Here is a 19,845-nt window from a genome sequence, read left to right on the forward strand (position 1 = left end):
TGAAAATATATTTTAAGAAATGAAAGGAAGATATCTAATGGTAGCGTGTAAAAATGAGAAGGACTTCAAAGATGTTTTTGAAGAAAAATTTGGAGAGGGTTCACTGAGTAAAGGAAAAACTTTTAAAAATAGTAATGTTAATATTTCAGTGGATGCTTCCATAAACTATGGGGACAAAACTATTTTAATAGAGATTGATTCTGGTAATTATGCAAAATTATTGGTGGGACAATATGTTCTTTTAAATGAGCTACTAGATAAAAAAGAAAACATAATTTTTTTAATTATTCATTATTATGATGGTTATAAATCAGAAAGAACAAAGAAGAATTTAGATTTTATTAATAATAGAATCTATGAAAAGAAAGGGTTAAGATATTATGCTTATACAAAGGATGAATTTAGTAAACAGATAAGAGATTGTACAGCGATTGAAGAATTGTTTAATGTATATTTTTGAAATACCTCAGGGGAATATTAATTTGATAAATCAGATTAATATTTAAATGTAATCAAATTAGTTGACAAATGGGGAATTGAAAAGAATTTAATATTATTAAAAAAGTAATAAAAATTATGAGAAAAGTGATAGAGAAATAGTGATGTTGCAAGATTTTACGAATAAATAATGTAAAAATCATTCTTAGAGATTATAAAGACTTGATTAATAAGGGATATTGAGATAAAAAAGAATGCAAATGAGTTTATTGAAAATTAGGGAGCTTAGAAGTTTTGAATGGATTTCTCCTAGAGGCATACTCGTAACAGTGATGTTCTGTTGGATATAAGATATTAGATAACTATGAAGAAAGAGCAAATAATTATTTTGTAACAGAAGAATATCAATTAGACTCGTCATGTAATATACATTATGCGTTGTGCTTCTATTGATATTGCATTTAAACTCGTCGTATAATGTATAGGAAAGTGCTTATTTTTTATGAATTTGTTTACTTATAACTCAGCATATAATATAAGAAGGTGGGAAGATGCTACATAAATATCGTAAGTATTTAATTGATAAAGGAAAATCTCAGAATACATTACTATCCTATATCAACGATTTGCAAATTTTCTTTCAAGAAATGAGATTAAATCCAGATAGTTATGTAATAAGTAATGATATTAAAAAATGGATAAGAGATATGTTAAATCCTCGAGAAGGTAAAGCATTGTCCGTAAGTACGATAAATCGTCGTTTAAATACTCTCAGGAGTTATTTTAGTTGGGCTGAAAGAGAACAGTATATTAAAGTAAATCCTATGACAGATATTAAAGATTTAAAAGTAGCAGATGAAGAATATGAAAAGATCATGTGGCTGACAGAGAAAGAGTTTGAAGCCTTATTGGAGCGAATGAGGAAGTATCCTGTAAAGACTAGAGGAGTAAATCCTGAAGAAAAGTATCGGAGAGATAGAGCTATTATTTATATTCTCACTTATGCAGGATTACGTGTGGAAGAGTTATCAAGTTTAAAGATTACAGATATAGATTTAGATTTAAAAAAGATTAGGGTAATTGGAAAGGGGACTAAGGTAAGAACCATACCAATGTCAAACTTTCTTTATAATGAAGTATTAGACTGGCTTCAATTCAGAAATAAGATAGCAAAGGACAAAGAGATAGTTGACCAATCACCATATGTTTTTTATAGTCAACGATCTGAAAAATTTTCAATTCGTGGAATTCAGGCTATGATTGAAAATTACAGTACATCGGGTAAAAAATTAACACCACATATGTTTAGGCATACTTTTTGTAAATGGATGTTAAAGGCAACCAATAACGATATAGAGAAAGTTCGTCGTTTAGCAGGGCATAGTCATATTTCCACTACAACCAGATATTTAAAAAATTCTTTTGATGAATTGACAGATGCTGTAGAAGCAATGCCAATCTTTTAAATTTAATTACTTATATTATTTAGGAGGGATTCATTTTGAAGGCAGTAATTATAGCAGAGAAACCTTCCGTCGCTAAGAACATTGCTGATGCATTAAAGATTAGAAAAAGAAATGATGGGTATTACGAGGGAGATAATTATATTGTCACTTGGGCATTTGGTCATTTGCTTCAATTATATGATGCAAAAGACTATGATGAAAAAATGGCTAAATGGCAAATGGATAACTTTCCTTTTATTCCAGAGAAGTTTCAATATAAAGTAAAAAGCAGTCCGAAAGATAGAGATAAGGCTGATAGTGGTGCGAAAAAACAGCTAAATATAATCCGTTCTTTACTTTTTAGAGAAGATGTTGAAGCTATTATTTCAGCATGTGATTATGATCGTGAAGGGCAAGTAATTGGTGATAGTGTTATTTATAATATAAAAGCACCTAAACAAGTGTATCGTCTATTATTAAATGAGTGGACACCAGATGAGGTAAACGCAGGGTTGAAACAAATTAGACCAAATTCGGATTTACGTCCATTGCAAGATGCAGGCGTAAGTAGACAATGGGCAGATTGGGCGATTGGAATAAATTTAACTTCTGTTGCGACACTTAAGTATCAAAAAGGAAAAGGGCAAGCGTTAAATATTGGACGCGTTTTATTGCCTACCTTGAAAATCATTTATGATCGAGATAAAGAAATCGAAACGTTTGTACCAGAGAACTATTACAAATTAGTCGCTACATTTAAAACACAAAGGGAAGAAGAATTTGAAGCAACTTATATGGAGGAGCAAGAGGAGAAGTTTAAAAATAAGGCTACCTTAGATGAAATATATAATATATTGCAACGTTCTTCAGGAGAAGTTATAGATAAACAGGTTGAACGGAAAAGAGAATATCCTCCTTTTCTATTTAATTTATCTAATTTACAAGGATATGTTACAAGTAAGTATAAAGGATGGACATCAGATAAAGTATTAAAAGTAGCCCAGTCTTTATACGAGAAAAAATATATTACTTATCCCCGTACAGGAAGTACAGCTTTAGAGGAAAGCTTAGTTGGACGAGCAGCCAAAGTTTTAGAAGCAGTAAAAAAAGGATTACCATACGAAGATGAAATCTCTTTTGTTAAAACAAAACGAGTATTCAATAATGCAAAAGTTGAAAGTCATAGTGCTATTATGCCTACGTATGTGCTTCCTAAATCATTAACTAGTGACGAGCAAATTGTATATACAGCAGTTAGGAATCGTTTTATCATGCAATTTATGCCTGTAGCAGAGCATGAAGAAACACGTATTCAAATTAAAATTAGCGATTCCTCAATAAAAGGTATGTTTATTGCAAAAGGTCGTGTTCAAATTGTTGAAGGCTGGCGTAAAGTAGAGAAAATTGAATCTAAAGACAAGATGTTACCATTTGTGGAATTTAAAGAGAATCTGGAAATTACAAATGCAGATGTTACTTCCCATGTCACAAAGCCGCCAAAGCATCATACTGAGAAAACCTTATTACGTGTAATGGAGACTTGTGGAAAAAACTATGATGAAGAAGAAGCTGTGTTAAGTGGTTTTAGTATAGGGACTCCAGCTACTAGGGCGGAAACTATTAAGAAACTGAAGGATATAGGTTATATTTTTTCAAAAGATAAAAGTTTATTGTGTAGTGAGTTAGGTCGGAAAATTGTAGAAACATTTCCAGTGAAAGAGTTGTTTGACTTGGAGTTTACGGGTAAATTAGAAAAAGCTTTGTCGGACATGGAAAAAAAGAAAGTGAGTCGAAGTGTCTTTTTAAACTTTATCTATGATTTTACAAGAAAATCAGTAGAAATGATTAAAAATGACCAAGATGTTATCTTACACCATGTTACGAGAGAACCGAAAGAGATAGAGGTTTTAGGGAAGTGTCCAATTTGTTCTAACGCCATTGTGGAAGGACAAAAAGGTTTTGGGTGTTCAGATTGGAAGAATGGGTGCAAGTTTGTTATTTGGAAAAATGATAAATTTTTAGCGACCATGAAAAAGAAGCCTACTAAGACTATGGTAAAGGCATTATTGAAGAATGGTATTGCGCCTGTAAAAGGTTTAACTAGTAAAAAAGGGAATAAGTTCGATGCTAATTTAAGGTATGAGAAGAATGCAGATAATGAATATTTTAGTTGGAAGATGGAGTTTGATAAATAACTAATTGTTTCTTTATACTACTTCTTTCATAATTGTTGTCTGTCGTTCCTATAGAATAAGACTAAAGAATTAGATATTAAAAAAATATATATTTGTGATAGTAAACACTTTAAACTCAAACTAGAAACTTGAGCTTAAAGTGTTTTTTTTTGCTGTTATTTATAGAGAAAAATCTAGTTTTTTATGGATGAATTATTATTTATTGATATGAAACGTTAAATAGGTTTATATAGCAAGATATTCTATAATTGTATTTAGCTTTGGAATGTCTTTTTTCTGGTTGTTACATTTTGATTATCTGTAGTACGGGATCTCTTAATAATGCTTTAAAATTCTCTTTCATACTTGTAATTGAATTTGTAGCAGCAAAGGTTCCTGTTCCATAAGGGGGAATATTAAAAGTGGGCATTGTTCCTCTAATAAATTTTCTTTGCTATCGATATAATTAAGTGTATCTAGTTTATATTGAAGGGAAATAGAATTTTCAATCAAGTGTAGATATTGTAATATAGAAAGGGATAAATGAAGTCTTAAAGTAAATTTCTATTAAAAATCATCGCGAAAGGATACAGCTGCTTATAGTTAGGTAAAAGAAGGGAAATGAATTGGATGAACACAAAACTTATTTACTTGTACATAAAAGACATAAACCGAGGCTTTCATAATGTTGATTTTAATTTTACAGATGATTTTATAGTAAGGTATGATTTGGATACTCGTAATATACATATAGAAAAAAAAGAGGCTAAGAATTTTAAATTATGGGGGAATAGAATTAATAGCATTGATTTAATTGTGGGGAAAAATGGAGCTGGAAAATCAACAGCCCTAGATTTAATTGCTGAAACAAAAATGAATCGAAGGCATTTGTTTAATAAGTACGGTGAAGGGATGAAAGGTTTTCTTGAAAATAAATTTTCTGAATGGTTTGCTATTTATCATGTTGAAAAGGATATATTTGTTGTAGAAGGAGGAGAGCCTAATTTATTATTTCAAAGAAGAATGACTACATCACATGAATATTCTTTTATTTGTAAATATGATTTTGCTAAGAGAGAATTAAAATTTGATAGATATATTCAGGGAGAAATGATAGAAGTTACAAAGAGCTACGGTAAAACTCTGGATAAAACTGTGGTGTTTATGTATGGCGATGATTTGAAGCAATTATCTTGGATGAAAAATAAAGAACGGGAGTATATCTCTGATAATTATGTTGGGTTTCAAAGAACTAGAATTCCAACAGCTAATACTAGTAATGTATATCATTTTTTAAGTAAGGAATATGAAATGTTAGAAAAGGAGAAATTTACTGCTCAAAACGTTTTTTGCATAATAGATAAAGAAAGCTTTTATAAGAACGTGGATATACCTAGAAAAAGTTTGGATCAAATAAGATTACTTTATCAAGGAGAAACCTCAATAACCGAAAAGTTATCTAACAATGTTTTTCAGTTATTAGGTATTAAAGAAGAGTATGTTCCTTTTACTAAGAAAGAAAACTTCATCATTACTTTATTAGAAAGTTATATTATGAATGCTTGGATTAATGGAATTAATAAAGATGTTGTAGATCAGAAAGAAGTTAATGATGTAAAAGAATTAATAACTTCTATAGAGTTTAATGGATTGCCAGAAGAAAAGTCATTTGAACATCTATTAAAATATTTATCTTTGGTATTACATCAAATATGTGAGGCACTTTCGAAAAAGTATCTTGATGGTGAAAAAACATATTATGCACAAGCATTAATAGACTTTATAAAATGTATACAATTTATTAAAGATGAATATTTTATTTCATATAACACAATAAAAATACCTGTTGATGGTTCTTTAGATAAAGAAGTAGAACGAGTATTAACCGTTTATGATTCGTATTTTCCAAGAGACGAAGAGAAAAAGAATGATTTGCAAATGGTAATTGATGTTCATTATTCAAATATGAGTAAAGGTGAAATGATATTTGTTAATCATTTTTCTTCTTTATATCAAGCATTAGCATTATCTCTTAATCAAAATGTTAAAAATGTAATTTTATGTCTTGATGAACCAGAGGGTTCTTTTCATCCTGAGTGGGCGAGGAAATATATCTATTATTTGACAAAATTTCTAAATGGGGTGAAAAAGGAGAAGGTCATCAAATATCAAGTTATTATTAGTACACATTCTCCATTCATTGTATCAGATATTCCGGGAAATAATATTACATGTATTAAACTCCTTGAAAACGATGGGGTATACTCTCGTATTACCGAAAAAGCGAATTTTGGTTTTGGGAGTAATTTATATGATATTATAAAAAATGACTTTTTTTTAGATTCTTCAATAGGTGAATTTGCAACAAAAGAGATTAATAAAATTTTGCGAAAAATAAATAAATTATCTAAATATAATGAGCAGACCATTAAAAAGATACAGTCATTCATAAATATAATTGATGATAAATTCATTCAAAACAAATTAGATGCTATTCTTAAGCAAAGGATAAGAGAAATCATGTCGGAAGATGAAAAAAGTGCACGTATCAGAGAATTAGAAGAAGAGTTATCTCGCCTTAAGGAGAGAAAAAAATGATAAAGGTTAATCCGCAAAAAAATATAGATCTTTCAGAAAAATACGTTCAGGAAATGATGCCAATAATTGAAGAAAAGTACACAATTTTAAAAGCGACAAATGATATTAATCCTTTTACTAATGAGCCCGTTGTAACTTTATTTGAGGATACTAACGGTGAGTTAGATAAAGAGTTTGTAAAAACAATTTTAATTGATCCTTTTTCTCAAAGGGCAAAACAAGCATATCCTAAATTAGATTATTATTTTAAAACGGCTGCATTAACGTTCTATGATGCTGAATTTTTAAGGTGGCATCAAAAGAAAAATGGAATTCTAAGAAGCGGGCTGCCACAAGTAAGAGAAGAGTATGTTCTACACTTAAAAAATCCATGGATTGAGTCAGATATAATTAATCCTGAGTATAGAGATTATAAAAGAACTTGGATAGAATATGAAAAGTTCATTACTCATATTACATGCAAATTGGAGCGATTTAATAAATCAATTAAAAAATTAATAGATTATAGTTTTATGAAAGAGAATGTAAGGCATGAAATTTTATGCTCATCAGAAATTAGGGTTTGTCCATATTGTAATAGGCAATATATTACTACCTATAATAAAAATGATAAAAATCTTCGTTCTACGAGTGATCTTGATCATTTTTATCCGAAAGTAGCGTTTCAGCTTTATTCATTAACATTATTTAACTTTATTCCAGCTTGTTCTATATGTAATAGTAGATTTAAAAGAGCTAGAAAACTTAAAATTGTATATCTATATGAAAAGGGGTTTGAAGGTCGTGTTACTTTTAAAGTTAAACCAACCGCTACATATAATATCAATTCTCTAATTGGGGATACTAGTGATTTTGATTTAGTCTTGGAGGTAGATGATGCTTATGCAAATAATGATGAGATTCAAGGGCATATAGAGATGTTTAGGCTAGAAGAAGTATACCAATCGCATAAAGATTTTGTACAAGAACTCTTATATAAAAGAAAAGCATATTCTTCTGCTTATAAAAAGATGACTGAACAATTATTAGAAACAAAGCTTTCAGAAGAAGAATTTAATCTTTTTTTATTTGGTATTATGGGAAATGACAAAGATTTGTTGAACAAACCTTTGTCAAAGTTAACTATTGACATATTAGGTCTACGTAAATAATTAACGGAGTTTTATTTATTTTAAAAACGGATGGTACTACGGTCAATGCTTGTACAAATAACAAGATAGTTTAAAATTATCTTCTAAGACATGTATTTTAAGATTTAAAGCCTTATATTTAAGGAGTTTTATAAAAATACTCTTGATTTCAAGAACACTACGCAATTATTCCGACAGAGCAAGTTACAAACCCAAGCAGACTATCAGGTGATGAAAAGAAAATATACGATATGATCGTAAGAAGGCTTATTGCAGCTCATTATGAAGTTGCAATCTTTGACTATACAACGATTGTAACGCTTGTAGATGAACGTGCTGAATTCATTTCAAAAGGAAAACAGCAAATTCAAGAAGGTTGGCGTAAAGTTATTTTCCAAGACGATAAAGATGACGAAACCATTCTTCCAATTGTAGCTGAAGGTGAAGAAGGAAAAGTTGTAAAGGTGAAAGTGAAAGAAGGAAAAACACAGCCACCGAAGCGTTATACAGAAGGACAACTTATTACGTTAATGAAAACAGCCGGTAAGTATTTAGAGAATGAAGAGCTAGAGAAGGTATTGAAGAAAACAGAAGGTTTAGGTACGGAAGCGACCCGCGCGGGTATTATTACGATGTTGAAAGACCGTAAATATATAGATGTAAAGAAAAACCAAGTGTATGCGACTGATAAAGGAAAAGTATTAATTACCGCAATTGGTGACAAAATACTAGCTTCACCGGAAATGACTGCGAAATGGGAACAACGTCTTGCGGAAATTGGTGAAGGTACAGCATCACCAGCAACTTTTATGGAACAAACGAAAAAGCTATCAGCTAAAATTATTGAAGATGCAGTGGAAATGTCTGAGAAGTGGGATTTCACTGGACTACATGTTGAATCGATTGAACGAAAAGGATCGAAATTTACAACGGGTAAAAAGGTTGGTAGCTGTAAAAAATGTGATGGCGATGTAATTGATAAGTCAACGTTTTACGGTTGTTCTAACTATAATACAACGCAATGTGATTTCACCATTTCAAAGAAGATATTAAGTAAAACAATTTCGCAAAAGAATATGACAAAGCTCTTAAAAGGTGAAAAGACTGATTTAATTAAAGGTTTTAAAAAGGGCGAGAAAACGTTTGATGCGAAATTAGAGTGGAAAGATAATAAGATTAATTTTGTATTTGAGAATTAATTTGTTAAAAGAGCATGACATAAAACTGTCATGCTCTTTTGTTTTTCTTTTATTTAAAATTTAACGATAAAAAAAATCCTTTAAATAATAATTTTTTATTGTAAAACGATAAATTTTGTATTAAAATCAAAATCATAATAAATGAGTGAGGTGCTTTTGTTAAAAGGTAACAACCTTATTTTTAAAATTAGAGGAGGTATAACTATGAACATTAACAATTTGATTGTTAAAAATATGGATAACCCCCATGAGTTGGAGAAGATGTATAGAAAAGATCCGAAAGCTTTTAAAAAAGCATTCTCACAAGCATGGGACCAAAACCCTGATTCCCAGGTTCTAGGTGCTTGGTATGAAAGGTTGCATTTCAAGGAGAAAGTAAATAAAGAAAAAACATCTTTGTTTCAAAAAGGTTTCTTATTCATGGGCCTTTTAGCTATTCTGGCCGGCATAAGCACCAGGATCATTTTCCACTTTGTTGAGCAGGAAGCAATTGCTCCAATTAACTTGGCTTTTGGTGTAATTCCCTTTATTGCTGCTTATTTTGTTTACAATAATACTCCCAAAAAAAGTATTATTTATTCCCTTGCAGCGTTGTTCCTTATTTCCGGGATGTATCTTAATACGTTGCCATTAAATTATAAAGACAGTACCATTCTTGCTTATTTACATCTTCCTATATTTTTATGGGTCTTAGTAGGGCTTGCGTTTACAGGAAATGAATATTCAAAAGGCAGTACAAGATTAGCCTATATAAAATTTAATTTAGAATATTGTCTTCTCTACGGGAGCATGGCAGTGAGCGGAATGATACTAGCAATATTCACCATGCGTTTGTTTAGCTTTGTTGACTTAGATATAGGAGAATTCTATTTTAGTAATGTTGTTTTATTTGGAGCAGCGGCTCTCGCTATTGTGGCTGCATACTTAGTATCAATGAATCTTAAGCTTGCTAAAAATATTACACCATACATATCTAAAATCTTTAGTCCGCTTGTCCTGGTCACATTGTTTATTTATCTTATAACGATAATTTTGGTCGGGAAAAACCCGTTCTTGGATCGTAATTTCCTAATGGCATTCAACGGAATACTGCTTGGTGTATTGGCTGTTACTATATTTTCTATCGTTGAGAGTGACTCGGACGAGAAAAAGAACATTTCAGATTATATAAATTTTTCCTTAATTGTTCTGGCACTTATTATTGACACTGTCGCATTGTCAGCCATAGTATTCAGACTTTCTTCTTACGGGATTACGCCTAATAGACTTGCTGTTTTAGGAGTAAATGTACTGATTTGGGCAAATCTCATTTGGATTATGTTTTCCTATATGCGTTTCTTGCAAAACAAATCAGGACCAAAAGCTATCCAAGATGCCGTTACGAAGTATTTGCCAATATACGGACTTTGGGCAGCTTTCGTTATATTTACGTTTCCTATCATTTTTAATTAGAAAGGATCTGTTAATGCGGGAGTGGTGAGGGCTAATAATCATTGGGGGATGAACAAAACTCCCAATGATTAAAGTTTCACTTTATTATAATTGGTATTATTATGTTTGTAGTTTTGGTAATTTCATTTGTAATGATAAATAAGAAATAAGTGTTGTATGTAATCTTTCCATAATAAAAAACGTCCCAAAATGGGACGTTTTTTATTATGCGTATTGCCGTTTTTTCTTAATAAGCAACAAAACTTGTGACACACAAGCTAGTACTGGTAACTCAATCAATGGTCCAATAACGAGTGCAAGTGCGATAAGAGGCTCATCTGGAAAAGCGGTCACAGCGATAGCGAGTGCAACAGGTGAGTTTCTTGCTAACGTTGTTAAGCTTAGACTTACTGTATCTTTGTAAGATAAATGCATCATGCGCCCGATAAATTGTCCTAGTAAAAAATTAATGATGAAGAACAATAGAACAGGGACGAGTAATAATAAAACAACATTCATATTTTGTAGTAAATATTTACCTTGTGATGCAAACATCGCTACTATTGCTAAACTTAAAAATACAATTTGAGCAGAGCTAAAAAACGGAATGAGTTTATTCTCGAGAGTTTCAGCTTTTTTTATTTTATTCATAATGAATTTTGTAGCGTGTGCAAGTATAAATGGTAAGACGATTACGATAACAATACTTTCTACTAAAACAGAAACCGCTACAGTTTTCATGACACCAGCAAATAAAAATAAATAAATGGGAAGGAGTAGATCTTGCAAAATTAAATTTACAGGTAAAATTGCAGTAGAAAGTGCTACATTACCTTTCGCTATTTCAGTAAAGATTAAGTACCAATCTGTACATGGAGTAACCATTAACATTATAAATCCAACCCAAAGTGCTGGATGATCGGAAAGAAATAGTGCCCCTAACCCCCAAGCGAGTAAAGGTGTCCATAAGAAGTTAATAGTAAGACTTGTTCCAGCAAATTTTAAATTGCGAAATCCTTTTTTTATTTCTTTTAATGGGATGCTGAGGAATAATCCATATAGCATGAAAAATAAGAAGGGGACAATAAATTTGTCTGAATACGTATGTATCATATTAAATTGTCCGAGTACGATGCCGCATGTAACAGCAAAAAGAATAATAAAAGTTTGAATCTTTTCTATAGTGCTCATGAATAAATCCTTTCTATATATGAATTTTCCTCTCTAAGTTTATTATACAAGTAATAAAGATGTATTTGGTGTTCAATTGTATTTTAGTTAATATTTTTAAATTGAGATTTTATTTTTTATTAAAAGTTACTTGACTAAAGTAAGCGACTATATTACAATCACTTACATAAGGTAATTAAATAACAAAAAGTTTCGGCGGCTTAACTTAAGGTATCTATTGGAACTTTTTCTTAGAATAAGAATTTTTATGATGATGAATAATGAATATGAAAAGAAAGATTAGGTGAAGAAAATGGGACTATTTAGCTCATTATTTGGTAAAAAAGAAGAAAATACGAATGTAGAGGGGAATAAAAAAATGTCAAAAGTATTATTTGTAAAAGCAAACGATCGTCCAGCGGAGCAAGCAGTTAGTTCAAAAATGTATGAAACATTTGTAAGTACTTATAAAGAAGCAAATCCAAATACAGAAATTACGGAATTAGATTTATTTGCATTAGATCTTCCTTATTACGGAAATATCGCGATTTCAGGTGGATATAAACGTAGCCAAGGCATGGAGTTAACAGCTGAAGAAGAGAAGGCAGTTGCTATAGTAGATCAATATTTAAATCAGTTTTTAGAAGCTGATAAGGTTGTATTTGCATTCCCATTATGGAACTTTACAGTACCAGCACCATTAATCACATATATTTCATACTTATCTCAAGCTGGAAAAACGTTTAAATATACAGCAAATGGCCCAGAAGGTTTAGTTGGTGGTAAAAAAGTAGTTGTGTTAGGTGCTCGTGGTTCAGATTACTCTTCAGAGCAAATGGCTCCTATGGAAATGGCAGTTAATTACGTAACAACTGTACTTGGATTCTGGGGAATTACAAATCCAGAGACAGTTGTAATTGAAGGGCACAATCAATATCCAGATCGTTCACAACAAATTGTTGAAGAAGGTCTAGAAAACGTTAAAAAAGTAGCAGCGAAATTTTAATTTATGATAGTAAATGGAAAAACCAACATGGATGACCGTGTTGGTTTTTTAGTCTATTTTTCATGTTAAAAAATGTATATTTATAAAATAAAAGAAAAGTTCGAAAATAGTATTGCAAAATATTATATAGCAAACTATAATGAATTCAAGAATAGTTGATACTTAAGTTAAATATTCAGAAAATTCAATTAGTTAAAATTGGAAAATGAGATAAGGAAACTTGAATGGGGGTTATATTATGGCGAATAAAGTACCGTTTTCGTTCATAGTAGTTATTGGATTAATGTTATTTGCACTATTTTTTGGAGCGGGAAATTTAATTTTTCCAGCGATGCTTGGTCAATCAGCTGGAGAGAATGTATGGATTGCTAACGCTGGATTTTTAGTAACTGGTGTTGGATTACCATTACTAGGTGTACTAGCATTTGGTTTTTCAGGTAAAGATGATTTGCAGTCGTTAGCTAGTCGTGCTCACCCAGTGTTTGGGATTGTGTTTACAACAGTTTTATACTTAGCGATTGGTCCGTTATTTGCAATACCAAGAACAGGAAATGTTTCTTATGAAATTGGTCTTAAGCCGTTTATGCCAGAAGGAGTAGGTTCTACACCTTTAATTCTTTTCACAATTATATTCTTTAGTATCACTTGTTTTTTTTCGCTAAATCCCGCGAAAATTGTCGATATTGTTGGAAAAATCTTAACGCCAATTAAGTTGACTTTCATCGGTATTTTAGTAATCGTTGCTTTTATACATCCGATTGGAGATATGCAAGCACCAGTGGAAGCTTATACATCACATGCATTCTTTAAAGGATTCCAAGAAGGATACTTAACGATGGATACGCTAGCATCATTTGTATTCGGGATTATCATTATCAATGCTATTAAAGAAAAAGGTGCGAAAACGAAAACACAAATTATGGTCGTTTGTGCAAAAGCGACAATTATTGCAGCATCTATTTTAGCAATTATCTATACAGCACTTTCTTATATGGGTGCTTCAAGTGTTGCAAAGCTTGGACATTTAGAGAACGGCGGAGAAGTATTAGCGAAAGTTTCTAACTACTATTTCGGATCATATGGCGGAGTATTATTAGGATTAATGATTACAGTAGCTTGTTTAACAACTAGTGTGGGACTTGTATCAGCATGTTCTTCATTCTTCCATAAGTTATTCCCAAATGTTCCTTACAAAGCAATTGCAATTACGCTATGTGTATTTAGTGCAATTGTTGCAAACGTAGGATTAACACAATTGATCGCAGTTTCTGTTCCAGTATTAACAGCAATTTATCCACTAGCAATCGTATTGATTTTCTTAACATTCTTCCATTCATTATTTAAAGGAAGAGCTGAAGTTTATCAAGTAAGCTTAATCGTAACATTTATCATCAGCTTATTTGATGGATTAAGTGCAGCTGGAGTTAACATTGAAGTAGTAAGCCAAGTGTTCACTAAATTCCTTCCGATGCAGGAAGTAGGATTAGGCTGGATCTTCCCAGCGATTATCGGTGGATTTATCGGATATGGCATTAGCATTTTAAAAGTGAAAAACCAAGTTCAACCAGCAACTAGAGCGGATAAGAAAATAGGTTAAATAAAAAAGTTATAGAACTTGTTTCTATAACTTTTTTTGTTACTATTGATAAGGATAGAAAAAATAAAGTAGTAGGGGAAATAAAATGAAAAAAACAATTGATCATATCGGCATCGCAGTTCGAGATATAGATAGTACGATACGTTTTTATGAAAATGTGTTACTAGGAACTTTAATAGATCGTTACGTAAGTGAAGCTCCTGGTGTGGAAAGCGAAGTAGCCATTCTTGAAGTGGATGGAGATAGAATTGAATTACTTGCACCGACGAATAATACGACGTCGCCAATTGCCAGATTCATCAAACAAAAAGGTAAAGGTGTACATCATGTTGCATATCGAGTAGATGATTTAGATGTAGCTTTAGAAGAGTTAAAGGAGCAAGGCATTCGAACGTTAGAGCATACACTTCGAATTAATAAACACGGCAGAAGATTAATTTATCTTAACCCAGCGGATACTGAAGGAACGATTATCGAGTATTGTGATTATCCGGAAGAGAAATAGAAGAGGGATATTTTTAAAAAGGTGTTACGTAATAACGTAATACCTTTTTATTTATGTATTTCACATTTTCTTCACAAATGATTCACGATAACTTTTCTTCTTTGATAACTTACATAAATATATTTTATGATATAATAACAATCGACTTTAAAAATGTAAGTTGTATCTATCGTGATAGTTACTATCATATTGGAAGTTTAAAGGTGGAAGAGAAATAAAGAGTTATACTTTCTAGAAGTTTATATTTAATCAGGTTAATATTTCGCCGGAGAATCAAACTTCGGAAGTTAAAGTAATGAAAATAGAGCGATGAGGAAGAAAGAAGTGAAATGAGTGTGAAAGTAATGAGAAGATTAGGGACATGGTTATTACTTGCGTGTGTGCTTATCATATTGATACCGAAAAGTGCATATGCTCATGCGTATGTTGTGAAATCAAACCCTACGGAAAATGAAACGTTGAAGAGAGCACCATCTGTTGTGAAAATTGAATTCGATGAGGACATACAAGTTTCACGTTTTAATACATTGTATGTGAGAGATACATCAGGTAAAAGAGTCGATTTAAAAGATGCTCATATTGATAAAAAAAATAAAAAACTATTAGAAGCCGGATTAAAAGAAAATCTCAAAAATGGTCTCTACTCTATTCAGTGGAAAGCTATTTCAGCTGATGGGCATCCAATTCAAGGGGTTATTCCATTCCGTATTGGATTAGCGGAAGCGGGAACAGACGATGTACAAGTGGAAGAGATGGGGTATGTCCCGCAAATCGATATGATTATGGAACGTGGAATTTTATATACAAGTTTCTCGCTATTTTTAGGAGTTCTCTTCTTTAATCTTATTATGTATAAAGGGAATGCAACCTCGGTTCGATCAAGGAGTAAGAACATAATATGGATCTCCTTATTTGGGATATTTATTAGCTTGTTATTCAACCTACCATTGCAAGCGAAAATAAATGCCGATGTTTCGTGGCTAGAAGCATTCAACCCTTTACTATTAAAAGAAACATTACAGCTTTCTGTTTTTGGTTATGTATGGATTACTCAAATGGTTCTCATTAGTACGCTTATAATTGTTACGTATTTTGCGGTGAAGCATGAGAAGTTTTCGTCGTTTAAAGTATGGAGTATTCCAATACTATTGTTTATAGGGTTACTTGTTATGAAGGCCTTTAATAGTCACGCATACGGTTTAAAGTTTAAAGACATTGCTGTCGTTATGGATTTTCTACATTTATTCGCAGCTTCATTATGGGCTGGTGGTTTATCATCTATTATTCTTCTTTTACGTAATGAGGATAACAAGTGGCATATGTATTGGGATATGATTAAGCGTTTTTCACCGTGGGCAACAGGTGCTGTCATCGTGATTTTAATAACAGGCCTTTTTAACAGTACATTTTTTATTCCAACAATCCACTCGTTATTTGATACGAAGTATGGATTGGCTTTATTAACAAAGATACTTTTATTCATTTTCATGGGGATATTGGGAATTATTCATTATGTGAAAGGGAGAATGCGAGCACAGCAAGGATTAGGGGCTACGGTGAAAGTAGAGTTTGTCATTGGAATTATCATTTTCGTAATCGTAGCTTTTATGACAAACGTACAAACACCACCGATGCCTCCTACTGGACCATTTACAGAGAGTAAGCAATTAGATAATGGATATGAACTTACGCTAAATGTAAGTCCGAATAAGGTAGGTCAAAATAAATTCCATATTACACTAAAGGATGAAAAGGGACAGCCTATTACTGATATGGAACAAATGATATTGACGACTCAATCATTAGATATGAACATGGGAAACGGTTCATTTAAAGTTTCAGTAGTTTCACCGGGAGAATATGAAGCAGAAGGTATGTATATTAACATGACAGGAAACTGGAATATACATGTTCATGGATTAACAAAATCTCTTGATAGTTTCGATACAGATTTTAAATTTATTGTCGGTGGCAGATAAAAAGAAGCTATGTATGAAAAGGAGCTAATAGAAAATGAAACGTATAAAAAAATTAGGAACAACAATGATCGCAACAATTATTGCAATGGGAATTTTTTCGTTACCTGTTAGTGCGCACGTCACTGTAAAACCAGCAACTTCTGATATTGGTTCTTGGGAGACTTATACGATAAAAGTACCAGTTGAAAAAAATGAAGCAACGACGAAAGTTACACTGAAAATACCGTCTGGAGTAGAGTTCCAACAGTATGAACCAGTCCCAGGATGGAAAGTTGAGGAGCAAAAAGATACAGCCGGAAAAGTTAAAACTGTAGTATGGGAAGCGACAGGAGAAGGGATTTTAACCGGCCAGTTCCAGCGATTTACTTTCGTCGCTAAAAATCCGGATAAAGAGCAAAAAATAGCTTGGGACGCATATCAACAATATAAAGACGGAGAAATTGTTGAATGGACAGGTGATGAAAAAGCTGAAAAACCGCATTCACTTACTACAATTGCAAAAGGTACGTCATTAACAGGAGAACATGGTGAAGTGTCTAGTGTAGAAAAGAATGAAGGTACTAGTAATATGCAATTGATAGCAATTGTCTTATCTATTTTGGCGATAGTATCGTCGGTAAGTGCGTGTGTTCTTGTAGTACGTCGTAAAAAGTAAGACGTAAGAAAGAGCCTACAAACAGTAGGCTCTTTCTTACGTTTATTTCATTTCAACTTGCTGCCTTACAGCAAGTGTTTTCGGTTTCATATTTACAAAACAAATACTCACAACAATAAATAATAGTCCGATGAATAAGCTAATGGTAATAGCCTCATGTAAGAAAATTGAACTTACAATAATAGCTATTAGTGGAATGAGGAAGGTATAAGCCCCAACTTTACTTGCTTCACCAGCTCCAACAAGTGTGAAGTATGCAAGCCACCCCATTGCAATAACAAAGAATGAAATAAAGAGAAGTACGCTAACAAATGGCATACTCCAAGCGATACTAGACCAGCTTTCAAACTCTGAACCAAATCCAATTAAGCAAAGGCCACCAATAATAAGCTGAAGTGTTACCATCCAAATGGAATTAACGCGGTGCCCAGTCTTCTTAATAAATACTGTTCCAAGTGCCCAGCCAATAGCGCATCCTATCGCGAGAAGGATTCCGATAATAGAGATATGTCCAGTTAAACTACTAGAGCTAATGACACCCACGCCAATAAATCCAAGAACAAGCCCAAAAATTTTTAAGCCGTACATAGATTCTTCAAGCCAAATCCATGAGAAAATGCCGAGTAAAACAGGTTGTAGAAATACAATGGCGGAAAATAACCCAGCTGGCATATATTGAAGGCCGACAGTTTGTAATCCGTAAAATATAATGATGTTAAGTAAAGAAGAAATAACGTATAAATGCCAAGTTTCTTTTAAGTGTAACTCTTTGTATTTCGGTAATGCGAAAAGGAGTAAAATGAATCCTCCAATTAAAGTTCGAACGCCTGCAAATAAAACGGGTGGTGTATAATGCAGGGCAAACTTAGATAAAGGCCAATTGATTCCCCACATGAAAACGAGAAAGGTAAGGATTATGGCCGTCTTAGTTCGAGAAAGCTGTGTCACGGTAAGACCTCCTTGTTGTTATTCATTTCACTATGATATGATATCGACTGTAATAAATAAAATGAATCTTTTTTATGGGGAGTATAAGTGATTAGTTATGACCATTACACAACTGCAAGTATTAATAAAAACCGTTGAGTTAGGTAGTTTTACGAAGGCAGCTCGGGTGTTAAATATGACGCAGCCAGCTGTTAGTCATGCGATTTCAAGTATTGAGTCAGAGATAGGAGTTACGATTCTTATACGTGATAAACGAAAAGGATTAATTGTTACGGATGTAGGAAACAGAATTCTTGTACATATTAGAGAGATTTTGAACGGTGTAGAGAAGATTGAACAAGAAGTTGCGATGGAGAAAGGGCACGAAGTTGGGACGATTCGAATTGGGAGTTTTCCGAGCGCTTCTGCACATTTCTTACCCAAAATGATAAACCTTTTTAAGGAGAAGTATCCGAACTTAGAAGTCGTTCTTTGTGAAGGAACGATTAAAGAAGTTGAAGATTGGTTAGTATCGAGGGTTATTGATATAGGAATTGTTATTTTGCCTAATAAAGATATGGAGATTGTTCCATTAACGAAGGGGAAAATGGTTGCTATCTTAAGAGAGGATCATCCTCTCTGTAAGAAGGACGCTCTTACAATTTGTGATTTAGAGAATGAACCGATCATATTATGTAAGGGCGGATACGAACCACCCATTATTGATATGTTTAAACAAGCAAACGTACCACTTCGGGCTGAATATGTAATTTCGACAGTTACTACAGCTTTAAATATGATTCAAGAAGGATTGGGCATTGCAATATTAGCTGAATTATCTTTAACGAATTTACCAAAAAATGTGCAAACGAGAGAATTGGAACCACAAGTATGGAGAGAAATTGCTTTAGCTGTTCCTTCATTAAAGGATTCTTCAATCGCTGTGCAGCTATTTATTGAAGAATTTCAAGCGCTATTTGCAGAATAAAAAGAGGTGTCTCATATATCATAATGGGACACTTTTTAATTTACTTATAAAAAATCTATGAAAAGGATTGACTTATTTTTTAGTTGTAACTATAATGATTACATCGAGGTGGTGATTACGATGAAAATTAGTAGCCGCTTTTCCATAGCTGTTCATATTTTATCTATTTTGAAAAACAATCCATCTTCACTTTGTACTTCAGACTATATGGCTGAGAGTGTCAATACAAATCCAGTAGTCATTCGTAAAATCATGTCGTACTTGAAACAAGCTGGCTTTGTTTACGTAAATCGTGGACCGGGTGGCGCGGGATTACTAAAGGATTTATATGAAATCACATTGTTAGATGTGTATCATGCAGTGAACGTAGTCGAAGAAGACAAGCTATTTCATATTCACGAGCAACCGAATCCAGATTGTCCAATTGGGGCGAATATTCAAGCGGTGTTAGAAATTATTTTAATTCAAGCACAATCCGCGATGGAAGAAGTTTTGAGAAATATTACAATGGGGCAGTTGTTTGAAACTTTGCAAGAAAAAATGAATGCTTAAATCCTATTTATATTTTTTTGTCATTAATGTAACTAATTTGATTACAACAAT

General features: G+C 32.4%; 15 protein-coding genes and 1 pseudogene. 14 read left to right on the plus strand and 2 right to left on the minus strand.

Annotated features, from left to right (window positions below; genetic code table 11):
• Positions 1-37 precede the first annotated feature (37 nt).
• The 7 genes and pseudogenes from BM089_RS05190 to BM089_RS05220 all read left to right on the plus strand — a co-directional run bounded on the left by BM089_RS05190 (position 38) and on the right by BM089_RS05220 (position 10,436).
• Positions 38-460, plus strand: a complete 423-nt coding sequence (locus tag BM089_RS05190) for a hypothetical protein (protein WP_090976191.1) — start codon at positions 38-40, stop codon at positions 458-460.
• Between the two features lie 529 nt (positions 461-989).
• Complete coding sequence (locus BM089_RS05195; RefSeq protein WP_090976193.1) at positions 990-1,904, plus strand: tyrosine-type recombinase/integrase; 915 nt, start codon at positions 990-992, stop codon at positions 1,902-1,904.
• A gap of 35 nt (positions 1,905-1,939) precedes the next feature.
• A complete protein-coding gene (locus BM089_RS05200; RefSeq protein WP_090976195.1) occupies positions 1,940-4,078 on the plus strand; it encodes a type IA DNA topoisomerase in 2,139 nt (712 codons plus the stop codon).
• A 609-nt stretch (positions 4,079-4,687) separates the two neighbouring features.
• The gene (locus BM089_RS05205) at positions 4,688-6,655 is read left to right on the plus strand and encodes an AAA family ATPase (protein ID WP_090976197.1); all 1,968 of its coding nucleotides are present in this window, start codon (positions 4,688-4,690) and stop codon (positions 6,653-6,655) included.
• Positions 6,652-7,806, plus strand: a complete 1,155-nt coding sequence (locus tag BM089_RS05210; protein WP_090976199.1) for a hypothetical protein — start codon at positions 6,652-6,654, stop codon at positions 7,804-7,806. The genes BM089_RS05205 and BM089_RS05210 overlap by 4 nt, the downstream gene beginning before the upstream one ends.
• A gap of 152 nt (positions 7,807-7,958) precedes the next feature.
• Positions 7,959-8,984 (plus strand): annotated as a pseudogene (gene topB, locus BM089_RS05215) (DNA topoisomerase III); the annotation flags it as partial.
• Positions 8,985-9,188: 204 nt separating this feature from the next.
• Positions 9,189-10,436 (plus strand): DUF4153 domain-containing protein, encoded by a 1,248-nt coding sequence (locus BM089_RS05220; RefSeq protein ID WP_090976201.1) that lies wholly within the window; start codon positions 9,189-9,191, stop codon positions 10,434-10,436.
• A gap of 204 nt (positions 10,437-10,640) precedes the next feature.
• On the opposite strand, the gene BM089_RS05225 is transcribed toward BM089_RS05220, so the two are convergent.
• Positions 10,641-11,606 carry an arsenic resistance protein gene (locus BM089_RS05225; protein ID WP_090976203.1) on the minus strand — a complete coding sequence of 322 codons (966 nt, stop codon included), beginning with the start codon at positions 11,604-11,606 and terminating at the stop codon, positions 10,641-10,643.
• 292 nt (positions 11,607-11,898) lie between these two features.
• Between BM089_RS05225 and BM089_RS05230 the strand changes: the two genes are divergently transcribed.
• From BM089_RS05230 to BM089_RS05250, 5 genes are all read left to right on the plus strand, one after another.
• The gene (locus BM089_RS05230; RefSeq protein ID WP_090976206.1) at positions 11,899-12,591 is read left to right on the plus strand and encodes an FMN-dependent NADH-azoreductase; all 693 of its coding nucleotides are present in this window, start codon (positions 11,899-11,901) and stop codon (positions 12,589-12,591) included.
• A 238-nt stretch (positions 12,592-12,829) separates the two neighbouring features.
• Positions 12,830-14,188 carry a branched-chain amino acid transport system II carrier protein gene (gene brnQ / locus BM089_RS05235; RefSeq protein WP_001284783.1) on the plus strand — a complete coding sequence of 453 codons (1,359 nt, stop codon included), beginning with the start codon at positions 12,830-12,832 and terminating at the stop codon, positions 14,186-14,188.
• 85 nt (positions 14,189-14,273) lie between these two features.
• Positions 14,274-14,693 (plus strand): VOC family protein, encoded by a 420-nt coding sequence (locus BM089_RS05240; RefSeq protein ID WP_000750850.1) that lies wholly within the window; start codon positions 14,274-14,276, stop codon positions 14,691-14,693.
• A gap of 329 nt (positions 14,694-15,022) precedes the next feature.
• Positions 15,023-16,672: a copper resistance CopC/CopD family protein gene (locus BM089_RS05245; protein WP_139213211.1), complete on the plus strand. Its 1,650-nt coding sequence runs from the start codon at positions 15,023-15,025 to the stop codon at positions 16,670-16,672.
• A 34-nt stretch (positions 16,673-16,706) separates the two neighbouring features.
• Positions 16,707-17,327, plus strand: a complete 621-nt coding sequence (locus BM089_RS05250) for a YcnI family copper-binding membrane protein (RefSeq protein ID WP_065228652.1) — start codon at positions 16,707-16,709, stop codon at positions 17,325-17,327.
• 42 nt (positions 17,328-17,369) lie between these two features.
• Here BM089_RS05250 and BM089_RS05255 read toward each other — a convergent pair whose 3' ends face one another.
• A complete protein-coding gene (locus BM089_RS05255) occupies positions 17,370-18,275 on the minus strand; it encodes a DMT family transporter (protein ID WP_065228653.1) in 906 nt (301 codons plus the stop codon).
• Between the two features lie 97 nt (positions 18,276-18,372).
• Here BM089_RS05255 and BM089_RS05260 point away from each other — a divergent pair, with 97 nt between their 5' ends.
• Complete coding sequence (locus BM089_RS05260) at positions 18,373-19,242, plus strand: LysR family transcriptional regulator (protein ID WP_090976208.1); 870 nt, start codon at positions 18,373-18,375, stop codon at positions 19,240-19,242.
• Between the two features lie 120 nt (positions 19,243-19,362).
• Positions 19,363-19,794, plus strand: coding sequence for an Rrf2 family transcriptional regulator (locus tag BM089_RS05265; protein WP_000704085.1), 432 nt, complete (start codon positions 19,363-19,365; stop codon positions 19,792-19,794).
• Positions 19,795-19,845: the final 51 nt, after the last annotated feature.

Source organism: Bacillus sp. 5mfcol3.1 (assembly GCF_900114335.1).
Lineage (GTDB): Bacteria > Bacillota > Bacilli > Bacillales > Bacillaceae_G > Bacillus_A > Bacillus_A thuringiensis_S.

What these genes read in the sequence shown, in the direction of transcription:
- BM089_RS05190 (WP_090976191.1), top strand. Translation starts at nt 38, where the DNA reads ATGGTAGCGTGTAAAAATGAGAAGGACTTCAAAGATGTTTTTGAAGAA.
- BM089_RS05195 (WP_090976193.1), top strand. Translation starts at nt 990, where the DNA reads ATGCTACATAAATATCGTAAGTATTTAATTGATAAAGGAAAATCTCAG.
- BM089_RS05205 (WP_090976197.1), top strand. Translation starts at nt 4,688, where the DNA reads ATGAACACAAAACTTATTTACTTGTACATAAAAGACATAAACCGAGGC.
- BM089_RS05210 (WP_090976199.1), top strand. Translation starts at nt 6,652, where the DNA reads ATGATAAAGGTTAATCCGCAAAAAAATATAGATCTTTCAGAAAAATAC.
- BM089_RS05220 (WP_090976201.1), top strand. Translation starts at nt 9,189, where the DNA reads ATGAACATTAACAATTTGATTGTTAAAAATATGGATAACCCCCATGAG.
- BM089_RS05225 (WP_090976203.1), bottom strand. Translation starts at nt 11,606, where the DNA reads ATGAGCACTATAGAAAAGATTCAAACTTTTATTATTCTTTTTGCTGTT.
- BM089_RS05230 (WP_090976206.1), top strand. Translation starts at nt 11,899, where the DNA reads ATGGGACTATTTAGCTCATTATTTGGTAAAAAAGAAGAAAATACGAAT.
- brnQ (WP_001284783.1), top strand. Translation starts at nt 12,830, where the DNA reads ATGGCGAATAAAGTACCGTTTTCGTTCATAGTAGTTATTGGATTAATG.
- BM089_RS05240 (WP_000750850.1), top strand. Translation starts at nt 14,274, where the DNA reads ATGAAAAAAACAATTGATCATATCGGCATCGCAGTTCGAGATATAGAT.
- BM089_RS05245 (WP_139213211.1), top strand. Translation starts at nt 15,023, where the DNA reads ATGAGTGTGAAAGTAATGAGAAGATTAGGGACATGGTTATTACTTGCG.
- BM089_RS05250 (WP_065228652.1), top strand. Translation starts at nt 16,707, where the DNA reads ATGAAACGTATAAAAAAATTAGGAACAACAATGATCGCAACAATTATT.
- BM089_RS05260 (WP_090976208.1), top strand. Translation starts at nt 18,373, where the DNA reads ATGACCATTACACAACTGCAAGTATTAATAAAAACCGTTGAGTTAGGT.
- BM089_RS05265 (WP_000704085.1), top strand. Translation starts at nt 19,363, where the DNA reads ATGAAAATTAGTAGCCGCTTTTCCATAGCTGTTCATATTTTATCTATT.